The 26,528-nt window shown below is 55.6% G+C and carries 27 protein-coding genes; 8 read left to right on the forward strand and 19 right to left on the reverse strand.

The window, feature by feature from the left end; genetic code table 11:
- Window positions 1-222 precede the first annotated feature (222 nt).
- From ET33_RS21115 to ET33_RS21130, 4 genes are all read right to left on the reverse strand, one after another.
- Window positions 223-1,566, reverse strand: coding sequence for an ABC transporter substrate-binding protein (locus ET33_RS21115; protein ID WP_036686306.1), 1,344 nt, complete (start codon window positions 1,564-1,566; stop codon window positions 223-225).
- Between the two features lie 112 nt (window positions 1,567-1,678).
- Window positions 1,679-2,515 carry a carbohydrate ABC transporter permease gene (locus tag ET33_RS21120; RefSeq protein WP_010493293.1) on the reverse strand — a complete coding sequence of 279 codons (837 nt, stop codon included), beginning with the start codon at window positions 2,513-2,515 and terminating at the stop codon, window positions 1,679-1,681.
- Between the two features lie 16 nt (window positions 2,516-2,531).
- Entirely contained in the window at window positions 2,532-3,470 is a 939-nt protein-coding gene (locus tag ET33_RS21125; RefSeq protein ID WP_179223567.1) for a carbohydrate ABC transporter permease, read from the reverse strand.
- 264 nt (window positions 3,471-3,734) lie between these two features.
- Window positions 3,735-4,364: a stalk domain-containing protein gene (locus ET33_RS21130; protein ID WP_036686310.1), complete on the reverse strand. Its 630-nt coding sequence runs from the start codon at window positions 4,362-4,364 to the stop codon at window positions 3,735-3,737.
- Between the two features lie 159 nt (window positions 4,365-4,523).
- Here ET33_RS21130 and ET33_RS21135 point away from each other — a divergent pair, with 159 nt between their 5' ends.
- On the forward strand, window positions 4,524-5,594 hold the full coding sequence (locus ET33_RS21135) for an FUSC family protein (RefSeq protein WP_036686313.1): 1,071 nt from the start codon (window positions 4,524-4,526) through the stop codon (window positions 5,592-5,594).
- Window positions 5,595-5,688: 94 nt separating this feature from the next.
- Here ET33_RS21135 and ET33_RS21140 read toward each other — a convergent pair whose 3' ends face one another.
- The 4 genes from ET33_RS21140 to ET33_RS21155 form a co-directional block, all read right to left on the reverse strand.
- A complete protein-coding gene (locus ET33_RS21140) occupies window positions 5,689-5,988 on the reverse strand; it encodes a putative quinol monooxygenase (RefSeq protein ID WP_036686315.1) in 300 nt (99 codons plus the stop codon).
- The gene (locus tag ET33_RS21145) at window positions 5,985-6,983 is read right to left on the reverse strand and encodes a helix-turn-helix transcriptional regulator (RefSeq protein ID WP_036686318.1); all 999 of its coding nucleotides are present in this window, start codon (window positions 6,981-6,983) and stop codon (window positions 5,985-5,987) included. Before ET33_RS21145 ends, ET33_RS21140 begins: the two co-directional genes overlap by 4 nt.
- A gap of 54 nt (window positions 6,984-7,037) precedes the next feature.
- The gene (locus ET33_RS21150; RefSeq protein ID WP_036686320.1) at window positions 7,038-7,535 is read right to left on the reverse strand and encodes a DinB family protein; all 498 of its coding nucleotides are present in this window, start codon (window positions 7,533-7,535) and stop codon (window positions 7,038-7,040) included.
- 117 nt (window positions 7,536-7,652) lie between these two features.
- Window positions 7,653-8,195 (reverse strand): DUF1697 domain-containing protein, encoded by a 543-nt coding sequence (locus tag ET33_RS21155; protein ID WP_036686322.1) that lies wholly within the window; start codon window positions 8,193-8,195, stop codon window positions 7,653-7,655.
- 285 nt (window positions 8,196-8,480) lie between these two features.
- Between ET33_RS21155 and ET33_RS21160 the strand changes: the two genes are divergently transcribed.
- The 7 genes from ET33_RS21160 to ET33_RS21190 all read left to right on the forward strand — a co-directional run bounded on the left by ET33_RS21160 (window position 8,481) and on the right by ET33_RS21190 (window position 12,635).
- Window positions 8,481-8,897 (forward strand): GNAT family N-acetyltransferase, encoded by a 417-nt coding sequence (locus ET33_RS21160; RefSeq protein WP_036686324.1) that lies wholly within the window; start codon window positions 8,481-8,483, stop codon window positions 8,895-8,897.
- A 13-nt stretch (window positions 8,898-8,910) separates the two neighbouring features.
- Complete coding sequence (locus tag ET33_RS21165) at window positions 8,911-9,741, forward strand: metallophosphoesterase family protein (RefSeq protein ID WP_036686327.1); 831 nt, start codon at window positions 8,911-8,913, stop codon at window positions 9,739-9,741.
- A gap of 19 nt (window positions 9,742-9,760) precedes the next feature.
- Complete coding sequence (locus tag ET33_RS21170; RefSeq protein ID WP_036686329.1) at window positions 9,761-10,141, forward strand: helix-turn-helix domain-containing protein; 381 nt, start codon at window positions 9,761-9,763, stop codon at window positions 10,139-10,141.
- Window positions 10,142-10,180: 39 nt separating this feature from the next.
- On the forward strand, window positions 10,181-10,951 hold the full coding sequence (locus tag ET33_RS21175) for a methyltransferase domain-containing protein (RefSeq protein WP_036686332.1): 771 nt from the start codon (window positions 10,181-10,183) through the stop codon (window positions 10,949-10,951).
- A 68-nt stretch (window positions 10,952-11,019) separates the two neighbouring features.
- On the forward strand, window positions 11,020-11,328 hold the full coding sequence (locus ET33_RS21180) for a cupin domain-containing protein (protein WP_407668110.1): 309 nt from the start codon (window positions 11,020-11,022) through the stop codon (window positions 11,326-11,328).
- Window positions 11,329-11,517: 189 nt separating this feature from the next.
- Window positions 11,518-12,135: a hypothetical protein gene (locus ET33_RS21185; RefSeq protein ID WP_051775489.1), complete on the forward strand. Its 618-nt coding sequence runs from the start codon at window positions 11,518-11,520 to the stop codon at window positions 12,133-12,135.
- 41 nt (window positions 12,136-12,176) lie between these two features.
- Entirely contained in the window at window positions 12,177-12,635 is a 459-nt protein-coding gene (locus ET33_RS21190) for a DinB family protein (RefSeq protein ID WP_036686337.1), read from the forward strand.
- 58 nt (window positions 12,636-12,693) lie between these two features.
- Here ET33_RS21190 and ET33_RS21195 read toward each other — a convergent pair whose 3' ends face one another.
- The 11 genes from ET33_RS21195 to ET33_RS21245 form a co-directional block, all read right to left on the reverse strand.
- Window positions 12,694-14,220, reverse strand: coding sequence for a DUF4127 family protein (locus tag ET33_RS21195; RefSeq protein ID WP_036686339.1), 1,527 nt, complete (start codon window positions 14,218-14,220; stop codon window positions 12,694-12,696).
- Between the two features lie 29 nt (window positions 14,221-14,249).
- Window positions 14,250-14,927, reverse strand: coding sequence for an N-acetylmannosamine-6-phosphate 2-epimerase (locus tag ET33_RS21200; RefSeq protein WP_036686341.1), 678 nt, complete (start codon window positions 14,925-14,927; stop codon window positions 14,250-14,252).
- 29 nt (window positions 14,928-14,956) lie between these two features.
- Window positions 14,957-16,012 carry a Gfo/Idh/MocA family protein gene (locus ET33_RS21205; protein WP_036686344.1) on the reverse strand — a complete coding sequence of 352 codons (1,056 nt, stop codon included), beginning with the start codon at window positions 16,010-16,012 and terminating at the stop codon, window positions 14,957-14,959.
- A gap of 38 nt (window positions 16,013-16,050) precedes the next feature.
- Window positions 16,051-16,908: a sugar phosphate isomerase/epimerase family protein gene (locus ET33_RS21210; protein ID WP_036686347.1), complete on the reverse strand. Its 858-nt coding sequence runs from the start codon at window positions 16,906-16,908 to the stop codon at window positions 16,051-16,053.
- 30 nt (window positions 16,909-16,938) lie between these two features.
- A complete protein-coding gene (locus tag ET33_RS21215) occupies window positions 16,939-17,826 on the reverse strand; it encodes a carbohydrate ABC transporter permease (protein WP_036686350.1) in 888 nt (295 codons plus the stop codon).
- Entirely contained in the window at window positions 17,826-18,752 is a 927-nt protein-coding gene (locus tag ET33_RS21220) for a carbohydrate ABC transporter permease (protein ID WP_036686353.1), read from the reverse strand. The genes ET33_RS21215 and ET33_RS21220 overlap by 1 nt, the downstream gene beginning before the upstream one ends.
- A gap of 74 nt (window positions 18,753-18,826) precedes the next feature.
- Window positions 18,827-20,179, reverse strand: a complete 1,353-nt coding sequence (locus ET33_RS21225) for an ABC transporter substrate-binding protein (protein WP_036686355.1) — start codon at window positions 20,177-20,179, stop codon at window positions 18,827-18,829.
- 378 nt (window positions 20,180-20,557) lie between these two features.
- Window positions 20,558-22,084, reverse strand: a complete 1,527-nt coding sequence (locus ET33_RS21230) for an ABC transporter substrate-binding protein (RefSeq protein ID WP_036686358.1) — start codon at window positions 22,082-22,084, stop codon at window positions 20,558-20,560.
- Window positions 22,081-24,354, reverse strand: a complete 2,274-nt coding sequence (locus ET33_RS21235; RefSeq protein WP_051775490.1) for an AraC family transcriptional regulator — start codon at window positions 24,352-24,354, stop codon at window positions 22,081-22,083. The genes ET33_RS21230 and ET33_RS21235 overlap by 4 nt, the downstream gene beginning before the upstream one ends.
- 347 nt (window positions 24,355-24,701) lie before the next feature.
- Window positions 24,702-25,631 (reverse strand): metallophosphoesterase family protein, encoded by a 930-nt coding sequence (locus tag ET33_RS21240; protein ID WP_036686360.1) that lies wholly within the window; start codon window positions 25,629-25,631, stop codon window positions 24,702-24,704.
- A 122-nt stretch (window positions 25,632-25,753) separates the two neighbouring features.
- Entirely contained in the window at window positions 25,754-26,527 is a 774-nt protein-coding gene (locus ET33_RS21245) for an MgtC/SapB family protein (RefSeq protein ID WP_036686362.1), read from the reverse strand.
- Window position 26,528 lies beyond the last annotated feature (1 nt).

The raw sequence follows: 26,528 nt of genomic DNA on the forward strand, positions 1-26,528 counted from the left end.
ATTAACGCATCTGCGATGCGCTATTTTTACCACAAGACTTACCGCCCTATTGTCGTCGGCAGATGTTCGTTTTTCCGCCCCCGCTCCTCTTGGGCTGTACGCTGTACTACGAGAGCCGGTTTTCCCAAGGCTCGCTCGCACGCCAACTTTTTGTTCATCGAGAGTCCGCCTCGGTTCGTCCCGGTGCAAAGAAAGGACGCCCTGCGGCGCCCTTTTCCCTGACTATTTTTTGCTGTTCTCTTTGATGACTTTGTTCGCTTGCTCGACCATTTGCTTCTGGGCGTCCTCGGCAGACTTGCCGTCCAGAATGAACGAGCTGAAGCCGTCTTCGAGCACTTTTTTCAGCTGCGGTGCGTACGGCGCAACAACCTCGGACGGAGCCGGCGCGTGAATGCGTTTGTCGAACAGCGCTTTGTCAAGCGAGTCGGTGTTGAAGAGATCTTTGCTTTTCGCGATCGTGCCTTCGATGATCTTCTTATCGTCGGCTTTCTTCCAGCCGGACAATTCCTTCTTCGCATCCGACGTATTCGTCGTTACGAAACGGATGAACTGATACGCTTCGTCTTTGTACTTCGACCCGGCAGCGACGGAAATGAACTGTCCGCCGATGCTCGTTTGACCGAGCTCCGCATCCTTCGAGGAGCGCGGCACCGGCGCGAACGCCACTTTGAAGTTATGCGGATACTTCTGAACGTCGGCCGAATCGGCGACCATCCAGCTTCCCGTAACGAGCATTGCCGCTTTTTCGTTGAAGAATTCCGTACGGTACGCCAGCTTCGCGCCTACGACGTCAGCGAACGGCGTCGTGGACTTGTCTTCTTTCTCCATCGTGCGGCGGAGATTGAAGAACGACAGCATCGACGGATCGTCGAATTGGGTCGTGCCGTCTTCCTTCAGGAACGCATTCCGCTTCTCGTTGAACAGAATCGGGTTGGCGTAATCGCCCCAGTTATGGAAGTAAGCTCCATACCGTTTATTGTTGCCTTCGCCTTTGGTCAGCTTCTTCGCGTATTCGCGGAAGTCGTCCCAGGTCCAGCCGACCTCCGGCACCGGCAGCTTCGCTTCGTCGAGCGCCTTCTGGTTCAGCAGAACGATCCAGTTGCTGCGCTGGTACATGGCGGCGTAGTTTTTGCCTTTGTACTTCGGATTGACGTAATATTCGTCCTCCGGCTTCACGTTCTCTTTAGCGTACATATCGTCCAGAGGAGCCAACACGCCTTGCGCCGCGCGGGCCAGCGTCTCGTCGATGCTTGGGAACAGCACCAAGTCGATCTGCTCGCCGGAGGACATCGTTACGTCCAGCTTCTTGAGCGTCTCTACCGAGTTGCCCGGCACGAGCGGCACGGACTCGACTTTGATGTTCGGATATTTCGCTTGGAACTGGTCGATGAGCGCCTTGGTCGTCGCGCCCATAACCTCATTGTCCCAGTTGTAATATTTCAGCGTCACGTTCTTCTGTCCGCCTTCGCCGGACGCTTCCTGCTTCTCCGCCCCTTGGCCGCAGCCGCTCAGTACGGAAACCGCAAGTACCGCCCCGCTCAACAGCAACGCGCTTGTTTTCTTCATGTGAACTCCCCCTTGGATCATGATGATGTAGGTCTCTATAGCTGCATTCTAAAGCTTTCACGCCCAAAACGATGTGTCTAATTTTTGCCTGTCCCGTGCAATATTTTGACCTTTATCCTTTTACCCCGCCCAGCGAGATGCCGTTAATGACCTGCTTCTGGAGCACGACGAAAATAATCAACAGCGGCAGGATCGCAGACAGCGAAGCCATCATGATCACCGCGTAGTTGTCGGCGAATTCGTCCTTGAACATTTGCATCCCCAGTGGGATCGTATACAGACCTTTGTTGATCAGGAAAATAAGCGGCGTCTGGTAATCATTCCATGTCCAGATGAACTTGATGATGCCGACCGTCGCCAGAATCGGCTTACAGAGCGGCAGGATGATGCTCCAGTACGTTTTGAAATAGCCTGCGCCGTCGATTCTGGCCGCCTCGATAAAATCACTGTGAATCCCCATCATAAACTGCCGAAGCAAAAACGTGAAGTAGATGGAGAACATGCCCATCAGAACCATACCCGCGTGCGTGTTGTACAGATGAAGCCATTTCATCAAAAGATAGCGTGGCACAAGCGTCGCCTGCTCGGGAATGACCATGAACGTCAGCAGCATGCCGAAGGCGAGATCCCGGCCTTTGAAGCGCAATTTCGTGAACGCAAACGCCGCCATCGACGAGAAGAAAATGGTGCACGCCGTCATGATCAGCGCCAGCTTGAGCGAATTCAAGTAAAAGAGATAAAACGGTACCTTGCCCAGCCATACCTCTTGGAAGTTGCCGATAAAGTTCCAATCCTTCGGAATCCAGCGGATCGGGAACTCCATGACATCCTTCTCGAACTTCGAGGCGGCCGAGATCATCCAGATCAGCGGAACCAGGAACAATACGGAGAACGCTCCGAGAAGGATCGTCAGGAGCCATTTGGTGAGATCGAATTTTCGTACAGGCATACCCTTCTACTCCTCTCTAGTAATGTACTTTGCGCTTCTGGAGCTGCCAAGTGGCCAGCGTCGCCAGTCCGACAATCGCGAACAGGAGCCAGGAAATCGCTGAAGCGTAGCCCATCTTGAAGTTGCGGAAGCCTTCCTCGTAGATCCGGAAGACGATAACCGTCGAAGAGTCGTTCGGTCCCCCGCCGGTCATAAAGGCGACAAGGTCAAACACCTTGAACGACGACATCAGCAGCGTGATGAACAAAAAGGACGTCGTCGGCCCGAGCAGCGGCAGCGTGATCTTCGTAAACTTATGCCAAGGCGAGGCGCCATCGATGCTGGCCGCTTCGTACATTTCTTCGGGAATGTTCGTCAGGCCCGCCAAGTAAATGACAATCTGGTAGCCGATGCCGGCCCAGATCGCAATAATAATGATCGAGAGCAGCGAGTAGTTCGAATCCGCCAGCCATTTGGGCGGGTCCGTAATGCCGAGGCTGATCAGAAACTGGTTGATCGGCCCTTTCGAAGGATGGTACAGCGCGCTCCAGACCGCACCAAGCGCGACGAGCGACGAAATGTACGGGATGAAAAAAGCGACCTTAAAATAGCTTTTCCCGTAAACGCGCGAATGAATAAGCACGGCGAGAATCAAGGCGAGCAGCATACCGACCGGCACCGTGAGCACCGTGTAAATCAAGTTGTTTTTGAGCGCCATCAGCACTTTCTCGTCATCGAAGAGCTTCGCGAAGTTATCGAGTCCGACGAATTTAATGGAAGAAATACCCCCGACCAGATTCCATTCGCTGAAGCTGAGATATAGCGAGAACACGACCGGAAATACGTAAAGCAGCACGATCCCGACAAATTCGGGAGCCAGAAACAGCCAACCGACAAGCGCTTCCTTTTTGGAATTGTTCCATTTGGATTTGGCCGCGGCGCCCGCCGTTCGGTTCGAAAGCTTGTTTGTCTCCATCGTAATCACCCCTGTAAGTGAACAATACTATTGTTGATTCTTACTATATAAGAGGCTCCTCCCCCCGCGCTGCGGACGATTCTGACCGAGTTGTGCAAAATTTTTACCATGCCGGCAGGTTTGGAAGGAGGCGGGGTGGGCGATTTTATTCGGCGTCGGGCATAGCAAAAAGGACAATCCGGGTTGAGTCTCAACCTGAATTGTCCTTTTCGGGCTATTATTCATAATTTCCGTTCATGTCTTACAGATCATCGTAAAAGCCGGCTACTTGTTGCCCTTTTTTACTTCTTCCAGGGTAATGACATTCGCTTCGATCAGCGGAGTGATCTCCACACTAAAGTTCATCCCGTTGATGACAAGCTTTAATTTGTATTCCTTCTCATTGATCCAGAGTGTTGCTTGGTCACCTGTTGCCCCGCCTCTGGTACCTTTGTATTTTTTGTCCAAAGCATCCATCAAGTCTCTGAGATCAACCCAAGCCGCACCGTCCGCTTTGTTTGCAGCTTCATTCGATTTTTTTACGGATTCCTCCGCTTTCCCCGTGTCTTTCTTTACGTCCGCATCAGCTTTTTTTACGGTTTCTGTGGCCGGTTTTTCGCTCTTAGCGGGGGGTGTGTAGGTCGTACTTGTCACATTGGTGAGTTCAATCGTTTGGGTGTCTTCTTTATACGACACGGTGTATCCAGTTAATTTCCCTACCTCGCGAACCGGCAAATAAGCCGTGCCCTCATACACAAGCGGAGTCGTTTCCAATGGAGTGTCCACGCCGTTGATTTTGAAATTGAACTTGGCAAAGACCGCTTTGATTTCTTTGCCGATATCTTCCGCTGCAAATGCCGTTGCCGCCGAACCAAGCATCATTCCTACGGTAAGACCGACTATGAGTTTTTTCATTCTAGTAAACTCCTCTCCAATTATGGAATATTTTTCACATAAGTAAGACGGAAATTGTACGACAAATGTTTCACTTATTTCTATTATTTTTCATTTTGCCAACGAGCCCGGATTCCGTGTAAGATAGTCGTGAATACTATTCTTAAAGGAGGGGTGACTGTGACGTTCGGAGCCCGCGTATTGAAAACGGGGATTGCGGTTACCCTGGCACTGTATATTAGCGTACTGGTCGGCTTCACGCCCCCTGTCATCGCCGGAGTCGCTGCGATTTTTGCCATGCAGCCGTCCATTTACCGGTCGTGGCGTTATTTTCTCGAACAGCTGCAAACGAATACACTTGGGGCCGTGCTGGCCTTAGTTGCCGGTATGATTTTCTCGAACGACCCGGTTGCGGTCGGCATCGTTTGTATCCTTGCCATTATGATCTGCCTAAAACTCAAAATGGAAGAAACCGTCGGGCTGACACTGGTGACCGTCATCGCTGTCATGGAAGCATCCGGGCAGTGGGATTTTGCGCTCAATCGGTTTTTGCTGAGCTTAATCGGGATCGGTTCCGCTTTTTTGATCAACATTACGTTCTTCCCGCCCCGCCCCAGAGTACAGTTCGTGAAGCAGATCGAATCGATTTTCTTCAAAATGTCTCTGCTGCTGCGCACGGTCATTTCGGACGAAATCAAGGAAAGCGTATTCCGCGACGAAAAGCAGGCGCTCGAAGGAGCCCTCAAGTCGCTGACGGACAAGTATACCCTGTTCGAGGAAGAGCTGCACAAGCTCAAGCGCGCTAGATTCAGCGAGGCTCGTCATCTGGTCGTCTACAAGCAAATGCTGCACACGCTGCATAAAGGGATGGCCGTGCTGGAAGCCGTGGAGGAGCATTATTTTCAAGCGAACCGCACTCCGGAGATCGATCGGGAATTCGACCGCCATTTGGAGAAGCTGATCAAGTTCCACGAGCACGTGCTCTTGAAATTCGAGAATAAGCTGAAAGCGGAAATTTCTGAAACCGCCGTTATCGAAGTGGAGAACGACCGTTTCTTGAAGAGCCTCATGAACCAGTACGCCGATGCCAGCGACGGCGACCTGCGCCTCTCGATCGTAGCCGCGGCCATGTATGACTACGGCTACCAAACCGGCAGGCTGAACAAACTGGTCGAGCAGTTCGACCGCGGCGCGGAAGACAAAGAAAATGAGCTGCTGGAATCCGTGTCGGCGTGGATTAGTAAGAAGTAGGGGAACGGCCCACATGACTGACATAATAAAAAACCAGGATGCGCTGTGACGCACACATCCTGGTTTTTCGCTTACCCCTGCGTAGAACTTCCTCTCAAAACCCTTTTCCCCCGATCGGCCGGACCTTGACGCCGCCGGCTTCCGCGATCAAATGCCGGCAGCGCCCGATGAGCTCGCGCACTTTTTCGTTCTTCAGCGACGCGGCATGTGCCTCCTGGCTCTCCCACAGCTCCGTGATCCACAAGACGTCCGGCTCGTCTTCAGCCTCATGCAGAATATAATAGATGCAGCCTTCCATGTCGTTCAGCGTATCGGCTTCCAGCATCATTTTCGCAAGCTCTTCCCGTTTTCCCGGATGGGCCGTCAATTTTCCGAACATAGCATATTTACTCATGATTCATCTCCCTTTCTACTTGTGTGGTTGGATAACATCGCTTCGTAATGCGCGAATATGTGGGCGCTGGCTTCCGTCATTTTCCGGACGAGCAGCTCCGATTCGATCTGCAATGCCGCGCCGTACGGCATCAGAAAATAGGGCACGTAGGTCAGCAGCGTCGAACGTTCCAAGCGGAATACGGCCTCTTCGGGCCGACGCTCCACAAGCGCATGGCCGAACAGCCAATGCCGGCACAGCTCGTTCAACACCTGCTCCTTCCCTCGAATACGCACGGTCTCGAACACTGCGGGCCCGGACGGATCGGGAAGCAGGTTGCCGAGCAGATGATCCTTGGCGGAGAACTCCGCCGGACGCTCGAAGCGTCCCTCGGTCTCCCGCAGCCCGCGTATGCGGTCCACGCGAAAGCTCCGTATCTCTCCCCGGTAACCGCAGTGCCCGACCGCATACCAGCTCCCTTTCCAGAAGACAATGCCATAAGGATCGAACAGCCGCGGAGGAGAGGCCTCCCCCTTGCCCCGGTCATATTCCATTTCCAGCGTCCGCCCCTGTCCGGCCGCTTCCTCCAGCATTTGCAGATAGGCCTGATACCCGCCGTCGGCAGGCGGATAAATGACCGACAAGCCTCCGCTATGGCGCTCAAGCAGGTCCAGCTGCTTCTCGTTCGCGTAGCGCTTGAGCTTGTCCACCGCCCGGGCCAAAGCGTCCGAGTACGGATACCCGGCCTCCTTGGCGAAGATCGTAGCATGGATCAGCCCCTTCTGCTCCTCGGCATCGAAGACGAGCGGGGAATCGGCGAAACGGCTCAGGATGCTGTAGCCGCCGTTTGGACCGGATTCCGCGACGATCGGCACCCCGCTGGCGCACAGAGAATCGATGCAGCGGTAGACCGTCCGCACGTGAATCTCCAGCTCTTCCGCCAACTGCTTGGCGGTCATCCGCTTGCCCGAGCGAAGCATCCAGAGGATCGATAACATGTTGTCCGCTTTCGTCATGGTCCAAACCTTCCTTTCCCACAATCGTCCGGAATCGATTCTTTTGTGCGCCGGTCAGTCCAAAGGCGTCTTTCCCTTTTCCACCCAAGTCTCGTAAGTCGGGCCGTAAATTTCAGGGGGACGTAATCCGGCTTGCCGCATCAGCACCGTCATCTGGCCCCGGTGATGGGCCTGGTGTATGAGGGAAAACCGCAACAAATCGCCGTTCCGCCATTCCTCTCGTGCTAACGCGCGCGTCTCAAGAAGATTGTCATCGGTCCATTGCGTCTTTACGGCTTCGAGCAAAGCCCGACTGATGTGCCGGTACGCCTCCGCGATACCTCCCGCCGATTCCGGAGCTTTCGCGCCTTCATCTACTCCCTCGAAATCAAGACCCAGCGAGGTCATAAAATCAATCGACGTGACCAGATGCCAAGCCAGCGCTCCCAATGTGCGGCGATCAGCGTCAATCCTCCGTTGTAGCGACTCGTCGGTCAGTCCGTTCAAAACCTGAACGGTCAATTCCGCTTCCTTCTCCCACTCCGCCACAAAATTCGTTATCGTCGTAAACATGCCCATCCTCCCGGGATCTTTTTTCTCCTCATCATAAGTATAATTTCAGATCCCTGACAGAAACGGTCAGTTATTCCGATGAGCTATTCTTTATTTTCCGGACGGCAGTTTTCCCCGTTAAGCCTGCATCGCTTTCGCCATCGCGGCCAGTTTGTTCATCGTATTCCAGTTGCGCGTGGTTACGGTATCGCCCAGCTTGTTCAAATGCTTCGCCAGCTTGGAATCCAGTATGCTTTGACGGAACAAGAAGTAAATCTCGCGTCCATGGATGTGGTACTCATCGTTATCGCGTTCGCTGGCGGACAACAGGTCGATCACCTTCTGCGGCGTTGCTTCGGTCAAGGCGGAAACGTGGATGCTCTCGCCTTCCGCCAAGGAGATGTCCGCATAAGGGCAATCCGCAATGATTCGTTCCAACTCCTCGGCCGTCCTCAGGACGACGGTGATCGAAATGCCAAAAACCGCCCGAATCTCCTCTTCGATCCGCAGGCGCAGCGTCTCTGGGCTCTCTTCCGATTCGAACAGGACATTGCCGCTTTGAATATACGTTTGGACCCGATGCAGGCCCATCGTTTCCAGCGTGCGCTTCAATTCGGCCATCTTGATCTTATTATGTCCGCTCACGTTAATGCCCCGCAGCAGCGCGATATAAATAGTCATTCTGCCACCTCTTCTTCGGAGTATAAATATAAAATCGGGTCGTGCTTGACCGTGAATTTGCTATTCTTTAGTATACCTTTGCTATACCCTTTTGAATATGTTTTTCATGCGTCGGAGCGATATGGCGTCCATGATGGACCGCAGCAAGTACGGTGTTGTTTTTCCACGGCGATCCAAATTTTGGTATACTATTCATCAGGAAGTCATTTCATCGGAACAGCGCGAGGTGAATCATGAAAGACCCGGAAATAGCGATAGGTAAACCACGAACTGGAGGAGAAAAACATGAACTACCAATTGGAAAGAGTCGCCAGCGAATCGGACGAATACGGGTTCGTTCGGAATCAACTGATAGCCTACAATCTCAAGAACGTGGATGCTTCCTACGATTTCATAAACTTCATTGTAAAAAACGAAAACCAAGAGATCATCGGCGGACTGCTTAGCCGTCGGTTCGGTGAAGGTATTTTTGTTGAAATGCTGTGGGTAGATGAAGACTCGCGTAAATTGGGATTGGGATCACGCTTGCTTGAAGAGATCGAACAGGCCGGAAGGCAGCAGGACGTAAAACTCATTTATTTGGACACCTTCAGCTTCCAGGCTCCGGATTTCTATAAAAAGCACGGTTTCGAGGTGTTCGGGACTCTGGAGGATTTTCCGGTCCAGGGGTGCACGAAATATTTCTTAAAGAAGACTCTGTAGCAGGTAACGGAAAATGGTGAAATTCGACCTGATATCGGACATCCACTTGGACTTTTGGGTGGAATATTCGGGGAATTTGACGAAAATGAACCGGCAGTTGGACGCTTTTATCCAGCTGCTTTTGCCTGCCTCTCCCTCAAGCACCCTAGTCATCGCCGGCGATCTCGGACACTTCAATAAGCAGAATGCGATGATGCTTACGAGGCTTAAGGAGCACTACCATCATATCATCATCGCAGCAGGCAACCACGACTATTATTTGATATCGAAATCCATCAAAAATAAATACAATAACAACTCGTTCCACCGATGGGCTGAAATGAAGCAGCTTCTTGACCCGCTGCCCGGCGTGCATATCCTGGACGGAAGCTCGATCGAGATCGATGGGATTCGGTTCGGCGGCTGCGGCATGTGGTACGATTTTCAGTACGGTCTCCAAGTGTTAAAGGCTGACGAGGAGCGAATCTACGGCCATTGGAAAACCATTTCGAACGATTCCGCGTTAATCGAAGGAAGACCGAGATTGGTGAAATGGATGTTTCAAGAAGAGAATCGAAAGCTTCGCCAAGTCCTCCCGGACAGCGATGTTATCGTAACCCATGTATCGCCTGACTGGACGCATGTCCCTGCCGACCGGGCGAAACAGCTGGCGACGAGCTTTTATTATTTTGACGGCTCGGAGTACTTTGGGCACATTCTCAATAAGATATGGTGCTTCGGGCATGTGCACAGTCGAATAGATTACACCAGCCATGGCTGCCAGTTTATTAATGCTTCGCTCGGCTATCCGGACGAGAACGACGGAGTACCGCAACCCATCGTGACCGTTCAACACAAGCTGTAACGAAAGGAGCGCGTTGCCAATGCATAAAACCTATCCCATTTTGCATGTGGTTTTGGTTATTCTGTGCTGTCTGTCCTTCATCTATGGAGCCAAGCTAATCGCCGATGCCATTCAGGCTGCCTCCGCGACAACGGATGCGAGCAAGCCAAAAGCACTATCCGACGCGGTGCTCCTAACGGACGAAGAAGCGGCGAGCTATGTGGGTCTGCCTGAAACCAGCTTCAAAGAGCTGGTCAACAAGTCGGAAGCGATCAGAGAGAAGCTATCGGCTTACGATACCGATAAATACATTTCGTTCTTTCAAATTAATGGTCACCGGTATTACAGCAAAAGCACGTTGGACAAATGGATTGATTACCATATGCTCCATTCAAGAGGCAAAGATCCGTTTAGCAGTTGATTCGACTTTATACAGAGGCACATAAAGGAGCGATAGCCTATGGCTTCCAAGACCGCATCGTTCTCCCAATCGATCCAGTCCTACTTAACCTATACCAAGATGCCTTGGGGACAGCTATTCTATGCAACAGCCTGGCATCAAATCGACCGTTTTCTCGAAGAGGCCGGACAATCGATTCTGGATATCGGGTGCGGCTTCGGCATCACCAGCGAGGAATATGCCAGGAGAGGGAATCGGGTGACGGGAATCGACCCTACGCCGGAAATGATCGAAATCGCGAAGCAATCCGCGTCGGACAATCGCATAAGCATCGGTTACAGGGTATCCACGCTTCAAGAGGAGCTTGCTTTGCCGGGACGGTATGACTGGATATTTTGCCATAACGTACTGGAATATGTGAAGGAGCCCGGAGACTTGCTTAAGCGAATCGGCTCCAAGCAGAACGAACGCGGCTATTTATCGCTCATTGCTCATAATCCTGTAGGAAAAGTAATGAAGAAGGCAGTCATCCTTAAAGATCCCGAGGAAGCCTTGCACGGCCTCGAAAGCGATCGGGAATACAGCAGCGTGATTCAAACGGAGATCGCCACGTATCCCTATGAACGGCTGCAGCAATGGCTTCAGGAAGCGGGCTACGAAGTTCTGGACCGATGCGGCATCCACAACATTTACGGATACATTGCCGATAACGAAATCAAGCAGCAGGAAGAGTGGCATCACCGGGCCGTGAAACTGGAACTGGAATTAGGACGTCTAAGTCCGTATAGAGATATTGCGGTGTTCACCCACCTCATCGCCCGAAAAAAATAATAGCTTCCACTACGAATAGCAAAGGATGATCCCCAGTGAAATCAGCCCAAGAACTCGAAGTTGTCAATCTGTCGCAAGTAAGCGGCAGCGTCGAAGAGCAGTACCGCAATGTCGTCGTCAGTACCGTGAACGAAAGCTGCCTTCGGCTGGCCGTGTTCACCGGTGAATATCAATGGCATTATCATCCGACCTCCGACGAGCTGTTTATCGTGCTGGAAGGCGAGCTGCTCATCGATTTCCAAGACCGCGACACCGTGTCTCTGAAAGCCAACGATTCCATCACTATTCCTGCCGGAGTGGTGCATCGGACCAGATCGAACGTGCGAACGGTTAATCTGTGCTTCGAGCATACGGATGCCGATACGGTGTTTATTTAGAGGCTGATGATTTTCAACCGGCACAAAATAAAGCACGTTTCCAGAGAGGACGGGCGGTATGAAACAGCTGGCCTCGTCCTTAACGAAAGGTGCTTTTTTGCGTCCGCCTTTGGGTCTATATCCAAAAATAGTGAAACCATGGAAAACCCTCCTCGTAAGCATATAAAAATAGATTAGGAGTGGTGCACCATGTGGAAGCCTGTCGATACCCGATTTTACGCCAAACGATTGCCCGTTGCGATCGCTGCGATCGACGATGGCGGCGAGGCCAATTATATTCGTACGGTTCTGGAACAATTCAATACGGTTATGCTGTTTCATGCGATCGGCACGCCGGGGGATTTTCTGCAAGTGATCGGGCAAGGGGAAGAGAACGCTCCCGCTTACCTTATTATTAGCGCTCATGGGGACAAGGGCGGGATTATTTTCGGTGAATATATCGAAGAAATCGACGTTTCGAGCCTGCACGATGAGGTTATGCTGCCGGAGACGATAGGCCAAGCGATTAACCTGCCGGGAACAGTTGTTATCAATACGGCCTGCTCTGCGGGTGTGGAAGAAGCGGGAAAAGCTTTTATGCAAGGAAACCTTAAAGCGTATATCGCCGCCGATATCGATGTTTCGGGAGAAGCGGCCGCGCTGTTCATCATGCACTTTTTCCATCGGTTGATCAAGACGGAATCGCTGGAGGAAGCATGGCAGCACGCAGCCGCTTACGACGAGGAAAGCCGCGCCTACCGGTTGTACGTACAGGACGGCTTCTATCAGCTGACGCCGGAGGGACAATGCAGTAAGACGGCATATTGAAATTATGGAAGTAATCTGAAACAGTCTGGGGAGGAAAATGAATGCTGCGGTTATTTCGTTACAATTGGATGATACGGGACGAATGGTTTGAGACCTTCGGGGCAATAAGCGAGGAAGAGCTGCTGCGCGAACGCACCGGCGGAGTCGGCTCCATCCTGAAGACGCTGTTTCATATTGTCGATGTGGAGTGCAGCTGGATTCGGGTAATCAAGGGCGAGCCGGACCCGGAGCCCGATTTCAATGACTTCGCAAGCTTGGACAAGGTCCGGCAGCTGTCCGCGCAGTATCGGAGCGAAGTCGAGGACTTTCTCGTACATTGGACCAATGAGTCCGATGGCGAACCTGTCACGCCTTCCGGGACGGAAGAAACGTTTACCCAAGGCGAAATCTTAAGACATGTGATCGCCCACGAAATCCATCATGTCGGACAATTGTCCGTCTGGGCCAAGGAACTGGGCTTGCGGGCGGTTTCGGCGAACTTCATCCGCAGAGGCTTATAGATAGGCAGCCGCCGGCTCTCTGGGGGCCGGCGGTTGCCTGAGCCGGGACAAAGTCCCTCTATCTCCTCTCCACACGCACGCGCAGGCCGACCTCGAACATCCGGCTCCACGGCATGCGGCAGTCGTCAATCACGACGCGGTGCCCTTCGTCGTCGATTTGCTCCCGGGCAAACTGCTGCAGCTCCCGTTTCACAAGGTCCGCCACCGCCCCCCGCTCCCCGTCGACCGAGAAGTACGTGTGCCCCATAGACGGCAGGCACGACTGGGTGACCTGCTGGCGGACGGAGGCGCAGTAGCCCGCATCATCCACGAGCCGCATGGCCAGAAAATCGCGATGGCCCGACGTATCGCCGTATAAGTAATAAATGAGCCCCTGCGCGAGGCACGTGCCGAGCGTATTGCCGTTGGTGTTCCAGCCGGCGTAGGCGGCCAAGCGGAACAGCAGCCCCTTCTGCCGCAGCAGCCCAAGCAGCTCCAGATCGGAGCCGTTGGCATAGGCAACGTCGGCGACCAGACACGGCTTTTTCCAGCGGTGAACGACCTCATGCGCTATTTCGGTCAATTCGACAATGTTCCGCAGCACGGTATATCCGCGGTTCGGATTGGGCAAAGCCTGCTCCCAGGCCTCGATCATCTGCTCTCCTGGCGTATTCACGCACAGAACCAGATCCGCTTCGCCGACGGAGGAAGCCATCATCGCGCCCGCCGCCACGATGTGGCATTTTAGCGTCTCGTACAGCATCCGGTCTTCGTACAACGGTGTCACGAACGGCCCCTGCGCGCTCGAAAAATGCGGGTAAATGAGCGGCCGGACGCCCATAAACCCGTTGATCATACGGGCGAGCAGCGTGCAGCCGACCTCGTCGGCTCCCGGGTACATATAGATCTGAAGCTGCAGGCTCAGGCTCCGGATATGCTCGCGCACGCGCTGCTGATCTACGGCCGTCAGCCCGAAGGGAGCCGAGTCGTCCTGCGGCACGATCATGAAGTCGACGATCCGCTCCTTCATCAGCTCGACCGCCCATCGGTTGACCTGCAAATTAACGTCACGGCGCTCCGTGTAATCCTGCCATACGACATCAGGGATAGCCGTATCCAACCGCTTCAGCTCCGCAAGCTCCTTCTCGTCCGCCAGCCCAAGCTCCGCCCGATGCCGGAGAACCCCCCGCCGGAAAATGTCCTTCCCCCACGCTTCGTAATAATCCGGTTCCTCGTCACTGCTCGAATAGCTCGGACAGCGCATGATCAGGTTGAAGGCATACAGCCGCAGCTTCGGGTTGATTTGCTTTAGCTTGCGCAGCCTATCCAACCGCTCCCGGCACTGCTCCGGCGACAGCAGGTGCAGTCTCGACGGCACGATGCCGCCGTATACCAGCGTATCCAGCGACACGATCGCGCCGTCGGCTTCAGCCGCCCGCTCGAACAGCCAGGCCCACAGCCGTTCCACGTCCGCAGGCGATTTTTTACGCCCCATCGCCTCCAGCTCTGGCCGCACGAGCCGAAAATCCGTACCGGCGGCCAGATCGGCCGGAAAATCAAAGTTGCATGGACGTTCGTCCAGCGGAACGTATAGTATGGTTCGCATGGCTTCCCCCTCCCCCGGCCGCTTTATCTCTAGCCACTCTCCCGAATGGCGTGCACGAACCGCTCGGTAATGTGCTGCGGACGCGTAATCGCCCCGCCGATGACGACGAACTGCGCGCCCGCGTCCAGCGCCCGCTTGGCGTCCTCCGGCTTGCCGTATCTTCCTTCTGCGACAACCGGAACTTGCACGGCTGCGGCGAGGCGGGCCACCAGCGCAATGTCCGGCTCGGCCGATTGCGTGCTGTACGGCGTATAACCCGACAAGGTCGTCGATATCCAGTCGACGCCGAGCTGTGCGGCGTACCGCCCTTCCTCCTCGGTCGAAATATCCGCCATAATCAGAATGTCCCGCCGCTTCAGCTCCTTCACCGTATCCGCCAGCGTCCGACCGTCAGGCCGCGGCCGGTTCGTGCCGTCCAGCGCAATAATATCCGTGCCGGCGGCATGGACGGCGAGCGCATCCTCCAGCGTCGGCGTAATATACACGTCGCTGCCTTCGCAGCTTCGTTTGTTCAAGCCGATCACCGGCACGGCGACGGCTTGCTTCACGGCAAAAATATCCGCGAGCCCGTTCGCGCGAATGCCGACCGCCCCACCAAGCACGGCCGCTTTGGCCATCTCGGCCATATGATGGGGGCCGAACAGCGGCTCCCCCTCATACGCTTGGCAGGAGACGACCAGGCCTCTCTCCGTAATTCTTTGTCTCATCATATGATCTCCCAACCGCAAATAGGATGCTAAAACCGGACTTCCTCGCCCGACTGGGCCGATTCGTAGATGCCGCACAGCATTTTCATCATTTCCACGCCGTCCTGTACCGGGCTGATCGTCTGCTCCCGGCCTTGGCAGCAAGCGATAAAATGGTCGATCTCGTTCTGGAAGCCGCGTTCGAAGTCAAATGTCAGAAGATCGATCTGCGGCGTTACATTCAAGATCGTATCGTGTCGCTCCGTGACAATCGTCAGCTCCGGCTCCACTTCGACCCCGCCTTTGTCCCCGTACAATTTGACGGCGAATTCGTCTTTCTTGGCCTGAAGCGTAAAGCTGACATCAACGAGCAACGAGGCGCCGTTCTCGAAACGGATCAGCGCGTTCGCCAGATCCTCCACCGTATTGTGCTCGTTATAGTCGGCTGCCTTATAGTAATCCAAATATTGAATATGGCTCCGGTTACCCAGCTTCCGGTACGCATTGCCGCTGATCGATTTGACCTTCGGCTTACCCATCAAGTACCAGCACAGATCGATGATATGAACGCCGAGATCGATGAGCGGACCGCCGCCCGAGCGCTCGATATCGGAGAACCAGCCGCCCGGATTGCCGAGCCTGCGCAAGCAGGTCGCTTTGGCGTAATAAATTTCGCCCAACTCGCCCGCATCGATGAACTTCTTCAGCACGCGCACATTGGTGCCATACCGGCGCACATAGCCGATCTGCAGCGTCTTGCCGCTCCGGCCGACCACCGCCTCCACCTGAAGCGCTTCCTCCACCGTCTTGCACAGCGGCTTCTCGCACAGCACGTGCTTACCCGCCTCTAAGGCGGCAATGCTGATGGCGGCATGGCTGTCGTTCCACGTGCACACGCTCACCGCGTCGATATCGGGATCAGCAAGCAGTTGCTTGTAATCCGTATATACTTTTCCCGCCCCGTAGGCTTCCGCCTTAGTTTTCGCCCGCTCCTCGTTCAAATCGCAGATCGCCGCAAGCTCCACCTCCGGGTTGTTGGCAAAAGCCTTCAAATGCAATTCCGAAATACTTCCCGCTCCGATAACGCCGATTCTCACTTTACTCATGACGAATCCTCCCGATCCGAATATACCTAATTTTACAATTATTTCCACATAGCGCGGACGTAATCCATGCCGATTCTAGCTCCCTGCCTACAATCTTCCATGCCTTCAAACTCGATGGACACGTACCCGTCGTAGCCCGACTCCTTAATAATGCGCAGCACCTCCGGCATATCGATGTCGCCCTGACCGACAATCGCCCCACGCAAATAGCTGCCGCCCGCCGACCGGAACCATCCTTCGCCGGGATTCCGATACGAAGGCCGGACGTAAAAATCTTTCACATGCACCATTGAGGCGATGGGAATATTTTTGCTGACGGCCGGAACGGACAGCTCGTCGACGCACAGGAAATTGCCCACATCCAGCGTCGTCCGGAAATTATCCCGACCCACCCGTTCCACCAGGCGCTGCACCCGGTCGCTGTGCTGGATGTAATACCCGTGATTTTCCACGCTGGTGACGATTCCGTACGAAGCGGCATGATCGGCTACCTGACGGCAAGCCTCCGCCACCCGCTCCAGATCGGCTTCGAACCGGGAGATCGTCGTTTCCGGCAGCGGCCGGGACGCCGCATCGTGCCGCATGAGCCGGATGCCCATACGGTGCGCAAGCTCGACGTGCTTTTTAACCCGCTCGATTTCCGCCAAGTACGCCTCGTCGGACTCCGTCACAAAGTTGGCGCCGATCGCGTAATTGGACAGCTCGATGCCGCACTGCGCCGCTTTTTCCCGGATCCGGTCCGCCAGCTCCGGCTGCTCCAGCAAGTCGTACTCCAGCGGCACGATTTCCGCATGCTCGCCCCCGTTCTCCGCAATCCATTCGATGATGTCCAGGATGGTCCAGCCTTCGCGCTGCACCGCCTGATACAAGCTGTAGGAGCTGATGCCCAGCTTCATTGTCATTTCCTCCCCGGATGCTGCTTTTGGTTATTTCATCCCCGTGATGGAGATGCCCTCGATAAACTTTTTTTGCACGAAAAAGTACAGAATGACGATCGGAACGGTGAACAAGGTCGAAGCCGCCATCAGCTGCCCCCAAGCCACTTGATTCTCGCGGATGAACTGCTTCAGCCCGATTGATAGCGTCCACTTCTCCGGATCGTTCAAATAAATGAGCGGACCCTGAAAATCGCCCCACGCCGCAAGAAACGTGAACAGTCCCACGGTTAAGATCGCCGGCTTCGCCAATGGAAGAATAATTTGCGCATAGGTGCGGAACTCCGAAGCGCCGTCGATTTTCGCCGACTCCGTCAGCTCGTGCGGGATGCCCATAAAAAACTGCCGCACCATGAAAATGTAGTACGCCATGCCGGTGCCGAACCACGAGGAAAGCACGATCGGCCAGTACGAATTGATCAGCTCCAGCTTGTTGAACAGCACATAAAGCGGAATCATCGTCACTTGAAAAGGAAGCATCAACGTACTCATCATGACGAGGAACAGCGCATTTCTGCCCTTAAACTGAATCCGTGCAAACCCGTAAGCGACAAGCGGCGCGATCACGACAACACCGAGCACGCAAAGGGCGGAAATCAACACCGTATTCATCGTGTATTGGAAGAACGGAATGGCCTTCATCGCATTGACGTAGTTGCTCCACTGGACCGTCTCGGGCCACCAGCGGACCGGCACGACGAAGATTTCTTCGTCGGTTTTGAGCGACGTAATGACCAGCCAGACGAACGGCAGCAAAAACAGCAGGCCGACGAGCACGAGCGGCAGATGCGTCACCCAGCTTGGACGTGCCCCGAGGGCGCTCTTCCGCTTATTCCGGCTAACGGATAAGGAAGACGTTGCGGCAGTTGCCTTGGACATTAGCGCTCACCTCCGTAATACACCCAGCGGGCCGATGTTTTGAAGACCAGGAAGGTCAGCAGGAAGACGATAACGAACAGCACCCAGGCCATCGCCGACGCGTAGCCCATCCGCAGGAACGAGAACGCCGTCTGGTACAAGTAAACCGCGTAGAACAAAAGCGAATTTTCCGGTCCGCCGATCGCCTGCCCGTTACCGTCTGCGAACACGTAGCCTTGCGTGAACATTTGCAGCGCCCCAATGACGCCCATGATGACCTGAAATAGCGTCATCGGCGAGATCGCCGGCAGCGTGATGTGGCGGAACTTTTGCCAGGCGTTGGCTCCGTCGATCTCCGCCGCTTCGTAATACATGCGCGGCACATCCTGCAGGGCAGCCAAATACATAATGCTCGCCGTCCCCGTTCCCCAGAAGCCCATCAGGATCAGCGCGGGCTTCGTCCATTGCGGCTCCAGCAGCCAGACGGGCTGCGGCAATCCCAGCATGCCCAGCAGCTCGTTGATCAGCCCGTACTGCGCGTTCAGCAGCCACATCCACAGCAGCGTCGCGGCAACTGTCGGCACGAGCGTAGGGAGAAAATAAATCGTACGGTAGAGCGATTTTCCTTTGACGTTTTTGTTGAGCAGCAGCGCAATGCCGAGCGCAAACGCCAGATGCGGGAACAGCCCGAACACCGCCATAAAAAGCGTATTGTACAGCGATTGCCACACCTTGCCGTCCGTGACCAGCTCCGCGTAATTCGCGGCGCCCACCCACTGCGGAGCTTCGAACAGGTTGTACTCCGTCAGGCTGTAATAGAACGAAGATACGATCGGCAGCAGCTGAAACAGCAAAAATCCGATCAGCCACGGACTGATAAAACACAACCCGACGAAGAGACGCTGGCGCTCTCTGCGCTTAATTCCGATTCGATTGACTGCATCCATCTCCGGCCCTCCTCCTCTTCGATGTCCGGGACGCGCGATCGGTCCGATAACCACATGCGCGCGCCCTACCGTTCTTATTTCTTGCTCGCTTTATCCGCTTTCGGCTGGATTTTGGCCAGCACGTTGTCCATGGCCTGCTGCGGCGTGATCTGGCCTTTGAGCGCTTTTTCCGTTTCTTCGTTCAACGCCTGCAAATATTCGTTGATATAGACGCTGTTCGGAAAACCGTTCAGATTCGGGCTCTTTGCGCTCTCGAAAAATTCCCACAGCGACTTCGTCGCTTCGTTCTTGGTCAGCTTCGGGTTATCCAGCGCACTCAGCAGCACCGGAATCGTCTTCGCTTTGGTCGCGTACTCGATCTGCACATCCTCCGACAAGAAATACTGCATCACTTTCCAGGCCGCTTCCTTGTTCTTCGCTTTGGCCGGAATGAACATGGCGACCGGGCTGACCATGCCCGCATTCTTCAGCTCGGGCCGGTCTTTCGGATAAGGGAACGGAGCGACGCCGATCACTCCGCCTTCACCACGCTTGTCGTTGTACATGTTCTCCCAGCCGATCATCATGCCGAGCTTGCCGGTGACAAGCGGGTCCTGTGGCGTATCGGCCTTGCCCATGCCGGATTTGAACTTGGAGATGCCCTCGCTGCCGAACTCCTTGTAATACTCCGTCTGGTAAGCGATCGCATCGACGTTCGCCTTTTGGGCGGCCGTCAGCTTGCCCTTGCCGTCATCCCAGGAGCCGCCGAAGATGATCGGCCAGAAGACGTTGTCGATCCACGGATAGTCGGGGATGAAGCCGACTTGCTCGTAGCCGTTTTTGCCGTCCTTCTTGGTCAATTTTTTCGAGACCTCGAACATCTCCTCAAGTGTTTCCGGCGGCTTGGAAATCCCTGCATCCTGAAACATCTTCTTGTTGTAGTACAGCCGGCTTGCCATGCTCATCGAGATCGGGAAGCCGTATACTTTGCCGTCCACCTTCATGCGCTCCAAGGCGGCGGGAATAATTTTCTTCGTATCGAAGTTCGCCTGCTTGACAAAATCGTCAAGGTTCAGCACCGCACCCGCTTCGGACCATGGACCGATGTTGTTCCAGAACGTGAACATCAGATCGGGCGCGCTGCCGCCGGAAATGGCGGTGAGCTGCTTTTGCGGGTCCTGGTTGCTCAGCGCTTTGACCGTAATTTCGTTCTGGCTGGCGTTGAAAGCCGACACCATCTGATCGAGGACGGCCGCTTTATCGCCGGTGTAATGGTTCCAGAGCTGAACCGTTACTTTCCCTTCCGTTTTCCCGTCGCCGGAGGCAGCTCCGGACCCGGACCCCGTTCCGCCCGCGTCCTTGCCCCCGGCGCATCCGCTAAGTCCTGCCGCCGCCAGCACGGTCGCCAGCAGCGCCGTCATCGTTTTATGCGTTGTATTCCGAATCATGTCAGCCACCCTTTCGATAGTGAGTTTTCGGTCTTGCCGCCTTCTCTCCCCTCCACGGCGAGCCGGAACGCTCCGGGCTTTCCGCTTCAGGCGGGTACATGCTAAATAGTCGCCTGCTCTGACTCCTTCAGTACATCGGACAAGACTAAATGAAAATCACCTCCTACAATTAATATAAAAACGGAATAATCCTCCACAAAAGAGCATACTTCGGGACAATTTTCCTCGGTCTGCCCCTTCTGCACGAATTCGCCGCATTTGGGTGCCAGCCGTGGCTTCCCTCTCTACGTTGAAATATCGGACGTAGAGAGGGTGGCTTTGCGTCGCGAAGCGGTCTCCATCGCCGCGCAGCCGCTCGTACTCGCCGCGCCAGACTCGTCATCGCCGCTTGTTCCGCAGAAACGCGTCGATCTGGCGCTGCTGCTCCGACCCGATCGCCTCTAGCAGCACACCGGCTTCCGCTTCGAAACGCGGCCACGCTTCCTCCGGGTCGAGCACTCCGTTAAACAGCGGCGTGTAGTACTCCGCCTCGATCCTTGCGTACGCGTTCAGCTCGTTCTGTACCGGAGTTCCGTCGAACTGGAACCCGGTCAGTAGATCCGGCGTAAAATGCTCCGCCCGCCGAATAAACCAGTCCAGCGCCTCGGTGCGGTCATCGGTCGCCGGCACGCGGTCGTCGTCCGGGTTCCACAACCAAACGTACGGGAACTGCTGATAGCCGCTTTTCAGCGTCCGGTAACGGTCTGTCCCTACGGACTCCCAATGGACGCCTGGAAGTCCGTACGCCAGCAGGTCGTAGTTGTCCTTCTCGTTGGCCCAATTGAGGAACTGGATCGCTTCCTCTTTGTGCTTGCTGGTCACCGGAACCGCGATAAAATTCCATTGGGCGAAATTCGACAGGTTCGCTTTCAGAATGTCCTGATAAAAGGTCACGCTCTCCAGCTCTCCGCCCGCTGCATGCCGCTTCAACTTTTCCTGATTCCCCTCGTCAACCGAGAACGAGCCTGCCGGGAAGATCGCTACCTCGCCCGAGAAGCCCGGGTCTTGAAAATCCTTGATGCCAAGCACGTTCTGATGCATGACGCCGTCCACATACAGCCGGCGCGCCTCGCGAATCCAGTCGCGGACCGGCGAGTCCTTTTCGCGAAACAGATTGTGCACCTTGCCGTCATTGCGCTGGTAATACAGCATCAGGCTGCTACCCAGTGCCTGCGTCGGCCGGATCTGTTCCTGCGCATCATCGTAATGCCGGAACGCCGCCTGACTATAGAGCTGCTGCGACGTATTCCCCGCTGCGATCAGCGGCACGATGCCGGGCTCCTTCTGCTTCAGCAGGTAGGCGAACCGGATCAGCTCTTCGTAGCTTTGGATCGGCGGCACGCCAAGCTTCTCGCGAAGGTCCTTGCGGACGAAATATGAGTGACCCATCGTATAGGAGACGCCTAGCGGGATCGCCATAATTTTGCCGCCGTACCGGTTGGCCTCCCACATCGGCCGGGGCCGCTTGGCGAGGATCGTCTCCCCGTACTTCTCTAGCAGCACGTCGAGCGGCTCGTAGTACCCGTTGGAGATCATCTCGCTCAAATGCAGCCACGGCGCGTCGAAGACGAGATCGATCTCCTCACCCGAAGCCAGTGCCACCTCGGATACCCGGCCGAAGTCGTTCCATGGCACGAACTTGATGTCGAGGCTCACGTTGAGCGTTCCCGCCAGACGCCGCTGTGCTTCCTTCAGCACAAGGTCGTAGTCGGCGGCCCGATCGCCCGGGAGCATGATGCGGAGCGTCACCGGAGAAGGCGTGGCGGCCGGAGCCGTCCGGCCCGCATCGGAAGCGGAAGGCCCTCCGCAGCCCGCAGGCAAGAGAAGCGCAGCGAGCAAGCAGCCCCATCGCAGCGAACGGTTCATTCCGCTTCCCCTCCTTCCCCTTCGGTATGGTGCAGCCGGTATTGGTTCGGGGTCAGCCCCGTCGCTTTTTTGAACGCCGTAAAATAATGGCTCCGCGTCAAAAATCCCGAACGCTCTCCGATATCCGCCACCGACATGCTTGTCGTGACAAGCAGCTCCTGCACCTTCTCGATCCTGGTGTTCAGGATATAGTTCGAGAGCGACACGCCGCGCATTTCCTGAAAAATGCTGCGGGCATACTTGGCCGACAGCGAGACTTGCTCCGCAATCGCTTCGACGGACAGCATCGGATCGTGAATATGGTACAGTACGTAGTTGATCATCTCCTCCGCAAGCTTCTCCTTCCGGTCGCCGCCTTTGCGGGAGCTGAGCTGGTCCATGACGACGAACAGCTCCGCCTCCAGCCAGTAACGCGCTTCCTGCAGCGTCGAGAACCGGTCGAGCTGTTTGTCGATACCGTCCACGCCCTGCAGTGCCCGAAGCTTGTCGAATTCCTTCATGATCGTAAATAAAATGACGGTCAGCCTTACCTTGCATTCGGAGTATTTGACCGCCGCCATCTGCCCGAACAGCTCCTCCAGCAGCAGGACGACCTGGTCCTTCTTCCCGGACTTGACCGCGACAAGCAGCTTGTCGAGGCTCTTCGGATCGGATAGCGGCTGCAGCAGCCGAACGTAGCTTTCGTAATCGCCCTCCGTGTATACCTTGTCTTCGCCGCTGATGAACTTGAGCAGAGTAAGCTCCAGAACGAAGTCGTAGACGGAGCGCAAATCGTCCTCCAAATGCTTCAGATCGCTCACCGCGACGGTCACCTGAAGCCGGACATACGTGGCAATATGCCCCTTGATCGTCTCCAGCAGCTTGCGGACCTCGGCATCGTCCCGATCCAGCCCGATCAGGAAGACGATGTGATCGCCGGCCAGATCGATCGTCTCCAACGTACCGCTCTCGCCCGCGATGATTTCTCCGGCAATGTTGCCCATCGCGTATTTCAGCAGTTGGCGGGAAGCAAAATCGTACGTTTCGGCAGCGTCCCGGTACGCGTCGATTTTGACGACGGCGAGCCGGATCAGGTCCGACGCCAGGAGATTCGATTCCCGGGCAATCCCTTCCCGCAGCGTCCGGTTCATTCTTCCCTGTAGCAGCCACTGGCGCAAATATTCCGCCTTGATCAAGCCGGAATGGCCGCGAAGCGATTGGTGCATTTCGTCGACCCGGCTGGACAGCAGCTCGATCCCGTTCTTCAAGATGCTGTACTCGTCTCCCGCAGCAGGGAGGGACAGCGCGGAATGGCGCGACTCCTGCACAATGCGGCGCTGCAACTGGTCCGCCAGCCTGCGGAATGGCTTCACCATCCGGCGGGAATTCCAGAATGCCGCCAGCAGCAGCAGGACGAGCAGCAGCAGCGAGTAGCCGACGATTTTTGTCTGGAACGCTTGCGCTTGACGCTTAAACGCTTTCAACTCGGTTAACGAATACACCGTCCATTTCTGCGAGGCCAGCGGTGCGGAATTGACGAACAATTGCATGCCGCGCATAGTCATGACCTGCGTCTCCGCACCTATAGGCTTCAGGCGGCGCAGCTCGTTCAGGATGGCCGCGTCGTTCTCCTTGGTGCCCAGCACATTCCGGCCTTGGCCGTCCACAATCATCAGATCCATGCCGAGCTCCTTGTTCAGACCGAGCAGATTTTCCTGCAGCGCCCTATTATCCAGCAGGAGCACGAGATAGCCGCGATGGTCTTTCCTGGCCGGCGTGGACGGAACGATGAGCGCGAGATAAGGCTCGCCGCCGGTTTCATGATAAAAAAACTGCAAAAAGAGCGGCCGGTCCTCCCGAATCTTCTTCAACATCCCTGCATCCCCGAATTTCTCGAACGAAACGAGCCCCTTGAGCGAATCGATCACCTGCTCCTTCTGGACGTTCACCAGATAGGTGCGCTTGATAAACGGCTCGGTCGACATATAGTTCGTCAGCGCATGAAGCGCATCCATGTCGTCCAGCGGACTGCGGCTGGCCGATTGCAGCCATTCCTGCACCGTACGGTCCTGATACATATGAAGCCCATACGCTTTGAGCTTGTTCAGCAGAAACTCGGTGCGGCTTGCCGTTTGCAGCATCGTATCGCGGTTGAACAGATCCATTTGCGAGTAGGCGTATTTCGAGAACTGGTTCGCCAAAAACATGGAGAACGGAATAATGATCATCGTAAAGATCATTCCGATCCACAAATAAATCCGAACGTAGTTCTTGGAAAATAAATGTCGCATCGTCCAACCTTCCTTGCGAGTCTGTCGTAGTAGTCACCGTCCTCATTATACTATACATCCGATTGCGGACATCCGTATTGGACTGATCGAGGCATGGCAAGTTGGCGTATTGGATTTCCTGCCCACATTGTAGCAGTTGCCCTCCGGATTCGCCCAGTTCTCATTTGCCCAAAACGGTTCTCAAATGGCGGAAACCCGCTATTTTCAAGGCTTCCGCTCAAGTTCGGCACGGAGTTTGCCGGACGGATGCCGTCCTCGGTAACCGTAAAACGAAAACAGGCGGACGGCCGAAGAGGTGCTCCTCCAGCCGTTCGCCTGTCCGAAATGCAGCTTTATTTTGCAAGGTCCTAGCGTGTCTCCGGCCGATGCTCCGGCTGCTCTGTCACAACCGTTCCGTCCGCAAGACGCAGCCAGCTTTCGAAGCCGCGCTCGCCTTCGCGCAGCCGGATGATGCGCGCTCCGCGCGGGAAATCGTCCCGGCCGTACGTGTTGTAGCCCGTCGCCCGGCCATAGCACAGGCGGACACCGTGAAGCGTGCCGCAGTAATCGTTGACGTGGTCGTGCCCGGCGAACGTGCCCATGACGTCGCCCATTTCGACGAGCGCCGCGAACAGTCCCGTATTGATCTTCGGGCAACACACGTTCTCGTACTTATGCCCGTGGCATACTTCGCGCTCCCATACCTCCGCATACTCCGGCAGCGGGATATGGAAGAACGCCAGGGCCGGCAGCGGCGTGCCGCCGTTGTTCGACGTATAGGCAGCGGATTGCCGGACGTACCAATCGATCTGATCGCGGCCAATCCAGCCGTAGCCCTGAACGTGCGGCAGCGTAGACATGCAGCCGGAATCTAAGCCGTACAGCAAGGCGGCCGGACGGCCGGACGCATCCCGAACTTCGAGCATATAGTTGCCTTCTCCTGCAATGTCCGACGGACCGTTTACCGCTAATGCGTACTCGTAGCCCGACACTTTGTCCATCAGCTGCTGCCGGGTGATTTTCATCTCGGTATCGTGATTGCCGAAGACGACCGCCCACGGGATGCGCCGCTTCTCGACGACGGAAACCGCCCGGTCGAACCGGCTAAGCGGATCGTCGCATTCCTTGTCTTCGATGACGTCTCCGGTGAAATAGACCAGGTCTGGCCGCTCCGCTTCGAGAACGTGCTCCATCAGCTCCAAGGTACGCCGGTCCGCATCGCCTCCGGATTTCATATGCACGTCGGTGAACTGCACAATCGTAAACGTCCGGTCTTCCCGAAAAGTTAAAGCTTGCACTTGAATCGCTCCTCTTCGCTAGTGTCAATCGCGTTACCGTTTGCCGGAAGCTGCACATACCTCATTGTTAAGCGGACCGATTCCGCCGGCGTCGGACCCGCTCCGTGCGTCGGCGGCGAACCTCAGGCCGTCTTCCCCGCCGCCTTTGTTTTATCTTCGTGCTCGAACGGCTTCCATCCCGGCGTTTCTACCTTCACCATACCCGGAAGCACGACCAGCTCCTGCACGACGTGCTCGTATTGCCCGGCCGTCGTCTTGAGCGCCATACGTACGCTCAAGGCTTGGCGGAAGCCTTCCTCCGTTTCCTTCGCCCGGCTCTCCAGATGCAGCACGGTGACGGAAGCGCCCGCAGCCTTGATCCGGTTCAGCATCGCACCGAGATTTCCATCCCCGTCCCAGAGCTCGACCTCCACCTCGCGCTTGCGCTTCGTCTTCGCCAGCGCCGCCTTTTCCACCTTGTTCAAGAGGAACAAGCTGACGATGACCGCAGCCGTCGAGACGACGGCCCCGTAGTAAAAACCGGCGCCAACCGCAAGACCGATGGCCGCCACGACCCATAGCGAAGCCGCAGTCGTCAGCCCCGACACGGTCGGCCCCGTGCGTATAATCGTTCCGGCCCCGAGGAAACCGATGCCGCTGATCACCTGGGCGGCCAGACGGGCCGGGTCCAGCCTCACGTTCGCTTCGGCCGCAAAATCGGAAAAACCGTAGCTCGACAGCAGCACAATCAGAGCCGAGCCCATGCAGACCAAAATATGCGTGCGAAATCCGGCCGAATGCCCGCCAATTTCCCGCTCCAAGCCGATCAGACCGCCTAACACCAGCGCCGTAACAATACGAAGCGTCAGCTCCGCATAGCCGATATGCCACACATCCGGGGTCAACGACAGTTCCATG

Origin of the sequence: Paenibacillus tyrphae (genome assembly GCF_000722545.1) — a bacterium.
GTDB lineage: Bacteria > Bacillota > Bacilli > Paenibacillales > NBRC-103111 > Paenibacillus_G > Paenibacillus_G tyrfis.

What these genes read in the sequence shown, in the direction of transcription:
- ET33_RS21220 (WP_036686353.1), bottom strand. Translation starts at nt 18,752, where the DNA reads ATGGATGCAGTCAATCGAATCGGAATTAAGCGCAGAGAGCGCCAGCGT.
- ET33_RS21225 (WP_036686355.1), bottom strand. Translation starts at nt 20,179, where the DNA reads ATGATTCGGAATACAACGCATAAAACGATGACGGCGCTGCTGGCGACC.
- ET33_RS21125 (WP_179223567.1), bottom strand. Translation starts at nt 3,470, where the DNA reads ATGGAGACAAACAAGCTTTCGAACCGAACGGCGGGCGCCGCGGCCAAA.
- ET33_RS21200 (WP_036686341.1), bottom strand. Translation starts at nt 14,927, where the DNA reads ATGAGACAAAGAATTACGGAGAGAGGCCTGGTCGTCTCCTGCCAAGCG.
- ET33_RS21120 (WP_010493293.1), bottom strand. Translation starts at nt 2,515, where the DNA reads ATGCCTGTACGAAAATTCGATCTCACCAAATGGCTCCTGACGATCCTT.
- ET33_RS21160 (WP_036686324.1), top strand. Translation starts at nt 8,481, where the DNA reads ATGAACTACCAATTGGAAAGAGTCGCCAGCGAATCGGACGAATACGGG.
- ET33_RS21185 (WP_051775489.1), top strand. Translation starts at nt 11,518, where the DNA reads ATGTGGAAGCCTGTCGATACCCGATTTTACGCCAAACGATTGCCCGTT.
- ET33_RS21210 (WP_036686347.1), bottom strand. Translation starts at nt 16,908, where the DNA reads ATGAAGCTGGGCATCAGCTCCTACAGCTTGTATCAGGCGGTGCAGCGC.
- ET33_RS21130 (WP_036686310.1), bottom strand. Translation starts at nt 4,364, where the DNA reads ATGAAAAAACTCATAGTCGGTCTTACCGTAGGAATGATGCTTGGTTCG.
- ET33_RS21190 (WP_036686337.1), top strand. Translation starts at nt 12,177, where the DNA reads ATGCTGCGGTTATTTCGTTACAATTGGATGATACGGGACGAATGGTTT.
- ET33_RS21195 (WP_036686339.1), bottom strand. Translation starts at nt 14,220, where the DNA reads ATGCGAACCATACTATACGTTCCGCTGGACGAACGTCCATGCAACTTT.
- ET33_RS21150 (WP_036686320.1), bottom strand. Translation starts at nt 7,535, where the DNA reads ATGTTTACGACGATAACGAATTTTGTGGCGGAGTGGGAGAAGGAAGCG.
- ET33_RS21205 (WP_036686344.1), bottom strand. Translation starts at nt 16,012, where the DNA reads ATGAGTAAAGTGAGAATCGGCGTTATCGGAGCGGGAAGTATTTCGGAA.
- ET33_RS21115 (WP_036686306.1), bottom strand. Translation starts at nt 1,566, where the DNA reads ATGAAGAAAACAAGCGCGTTGCTGTTGAGCGGGGCGGTACTTGCGGTT.
- ET33_RS21235 (WP_051775490.1), bottom strand. Translation starts at nt 24,354, where the DNA reads ATGCGACATTTATTTTCCAAGAACTACGTTCGGATTTATTTGTGGATC.
- ET33_RS21215 (WP_036686350.1), bottom strand. Translation starts at nt 17,826, where the DNA reads ATGTCCAAGGCAACTGCCGCAACGTCTTCCTTATCCGTTAGCCGGAAT.
- ET33_RS21155 (WP_036686322.1), bottom strand. Translation starts at nt 8,195, where the DNA reads ATGACTATTTATATCGCGCTGCTGCGGGGCATTAACGTGAGCGGACAT.
- ET33_RS21245 (WP_036686362.1), bottom strand. Translation starts at nt 26,527, where the DNA reads ATGGAACTGTCGTTGACCCCGGATGTGTGGCATATCGGCTATGCGGAG.
- ET33_RS21175 (WP_036686332.1), top strand. Translation starts at nt 10,181, where the DNA reads ATGGCTTCCAAGACCGCATCGTTCTCCCAATCGATCCAGTCCTACTTA.
- ET33_RS21140 (WP_036686315.1), bottom strand. Translation starts at nt 5,988, where the DNA reads ATGAGTAAATATGCTATGTTCGGAAAATTGACGGCCCATCCGGGAAAA.
- ET33_RS21165 (WP_036686327.1), top strand. Translation starts at nt 8,911, where the DNA reads ATGGTGAAATTCGACCTGATATCGGACATCCACTTGGACTTTTGGGTG.
- ET33_RS21170 (WP_036686329.1), top strand. Translation starts at nt 9,761, where the DNA reads ATGCATAAAACCTATCCCATTTTGCATGTGGTTTTGGTTATTCTGTGC.
- ET33_RS21145 (WP_036686318.1), bottom strand. Translation starts at nt 6,983, where the DNA reads ATGACGAAAGCGGACAACATGTTATCGATCCTCTGGATGCTTCGCTCG.
- ET33_RS21230 (WP_036686358.1), bottom strand. Translation starts at nt 22,084, where the DNA reads ATGAACCGTTCGCTGCGATGGGGCTGCTTGCTCGCTGCGCTTCTCTTG.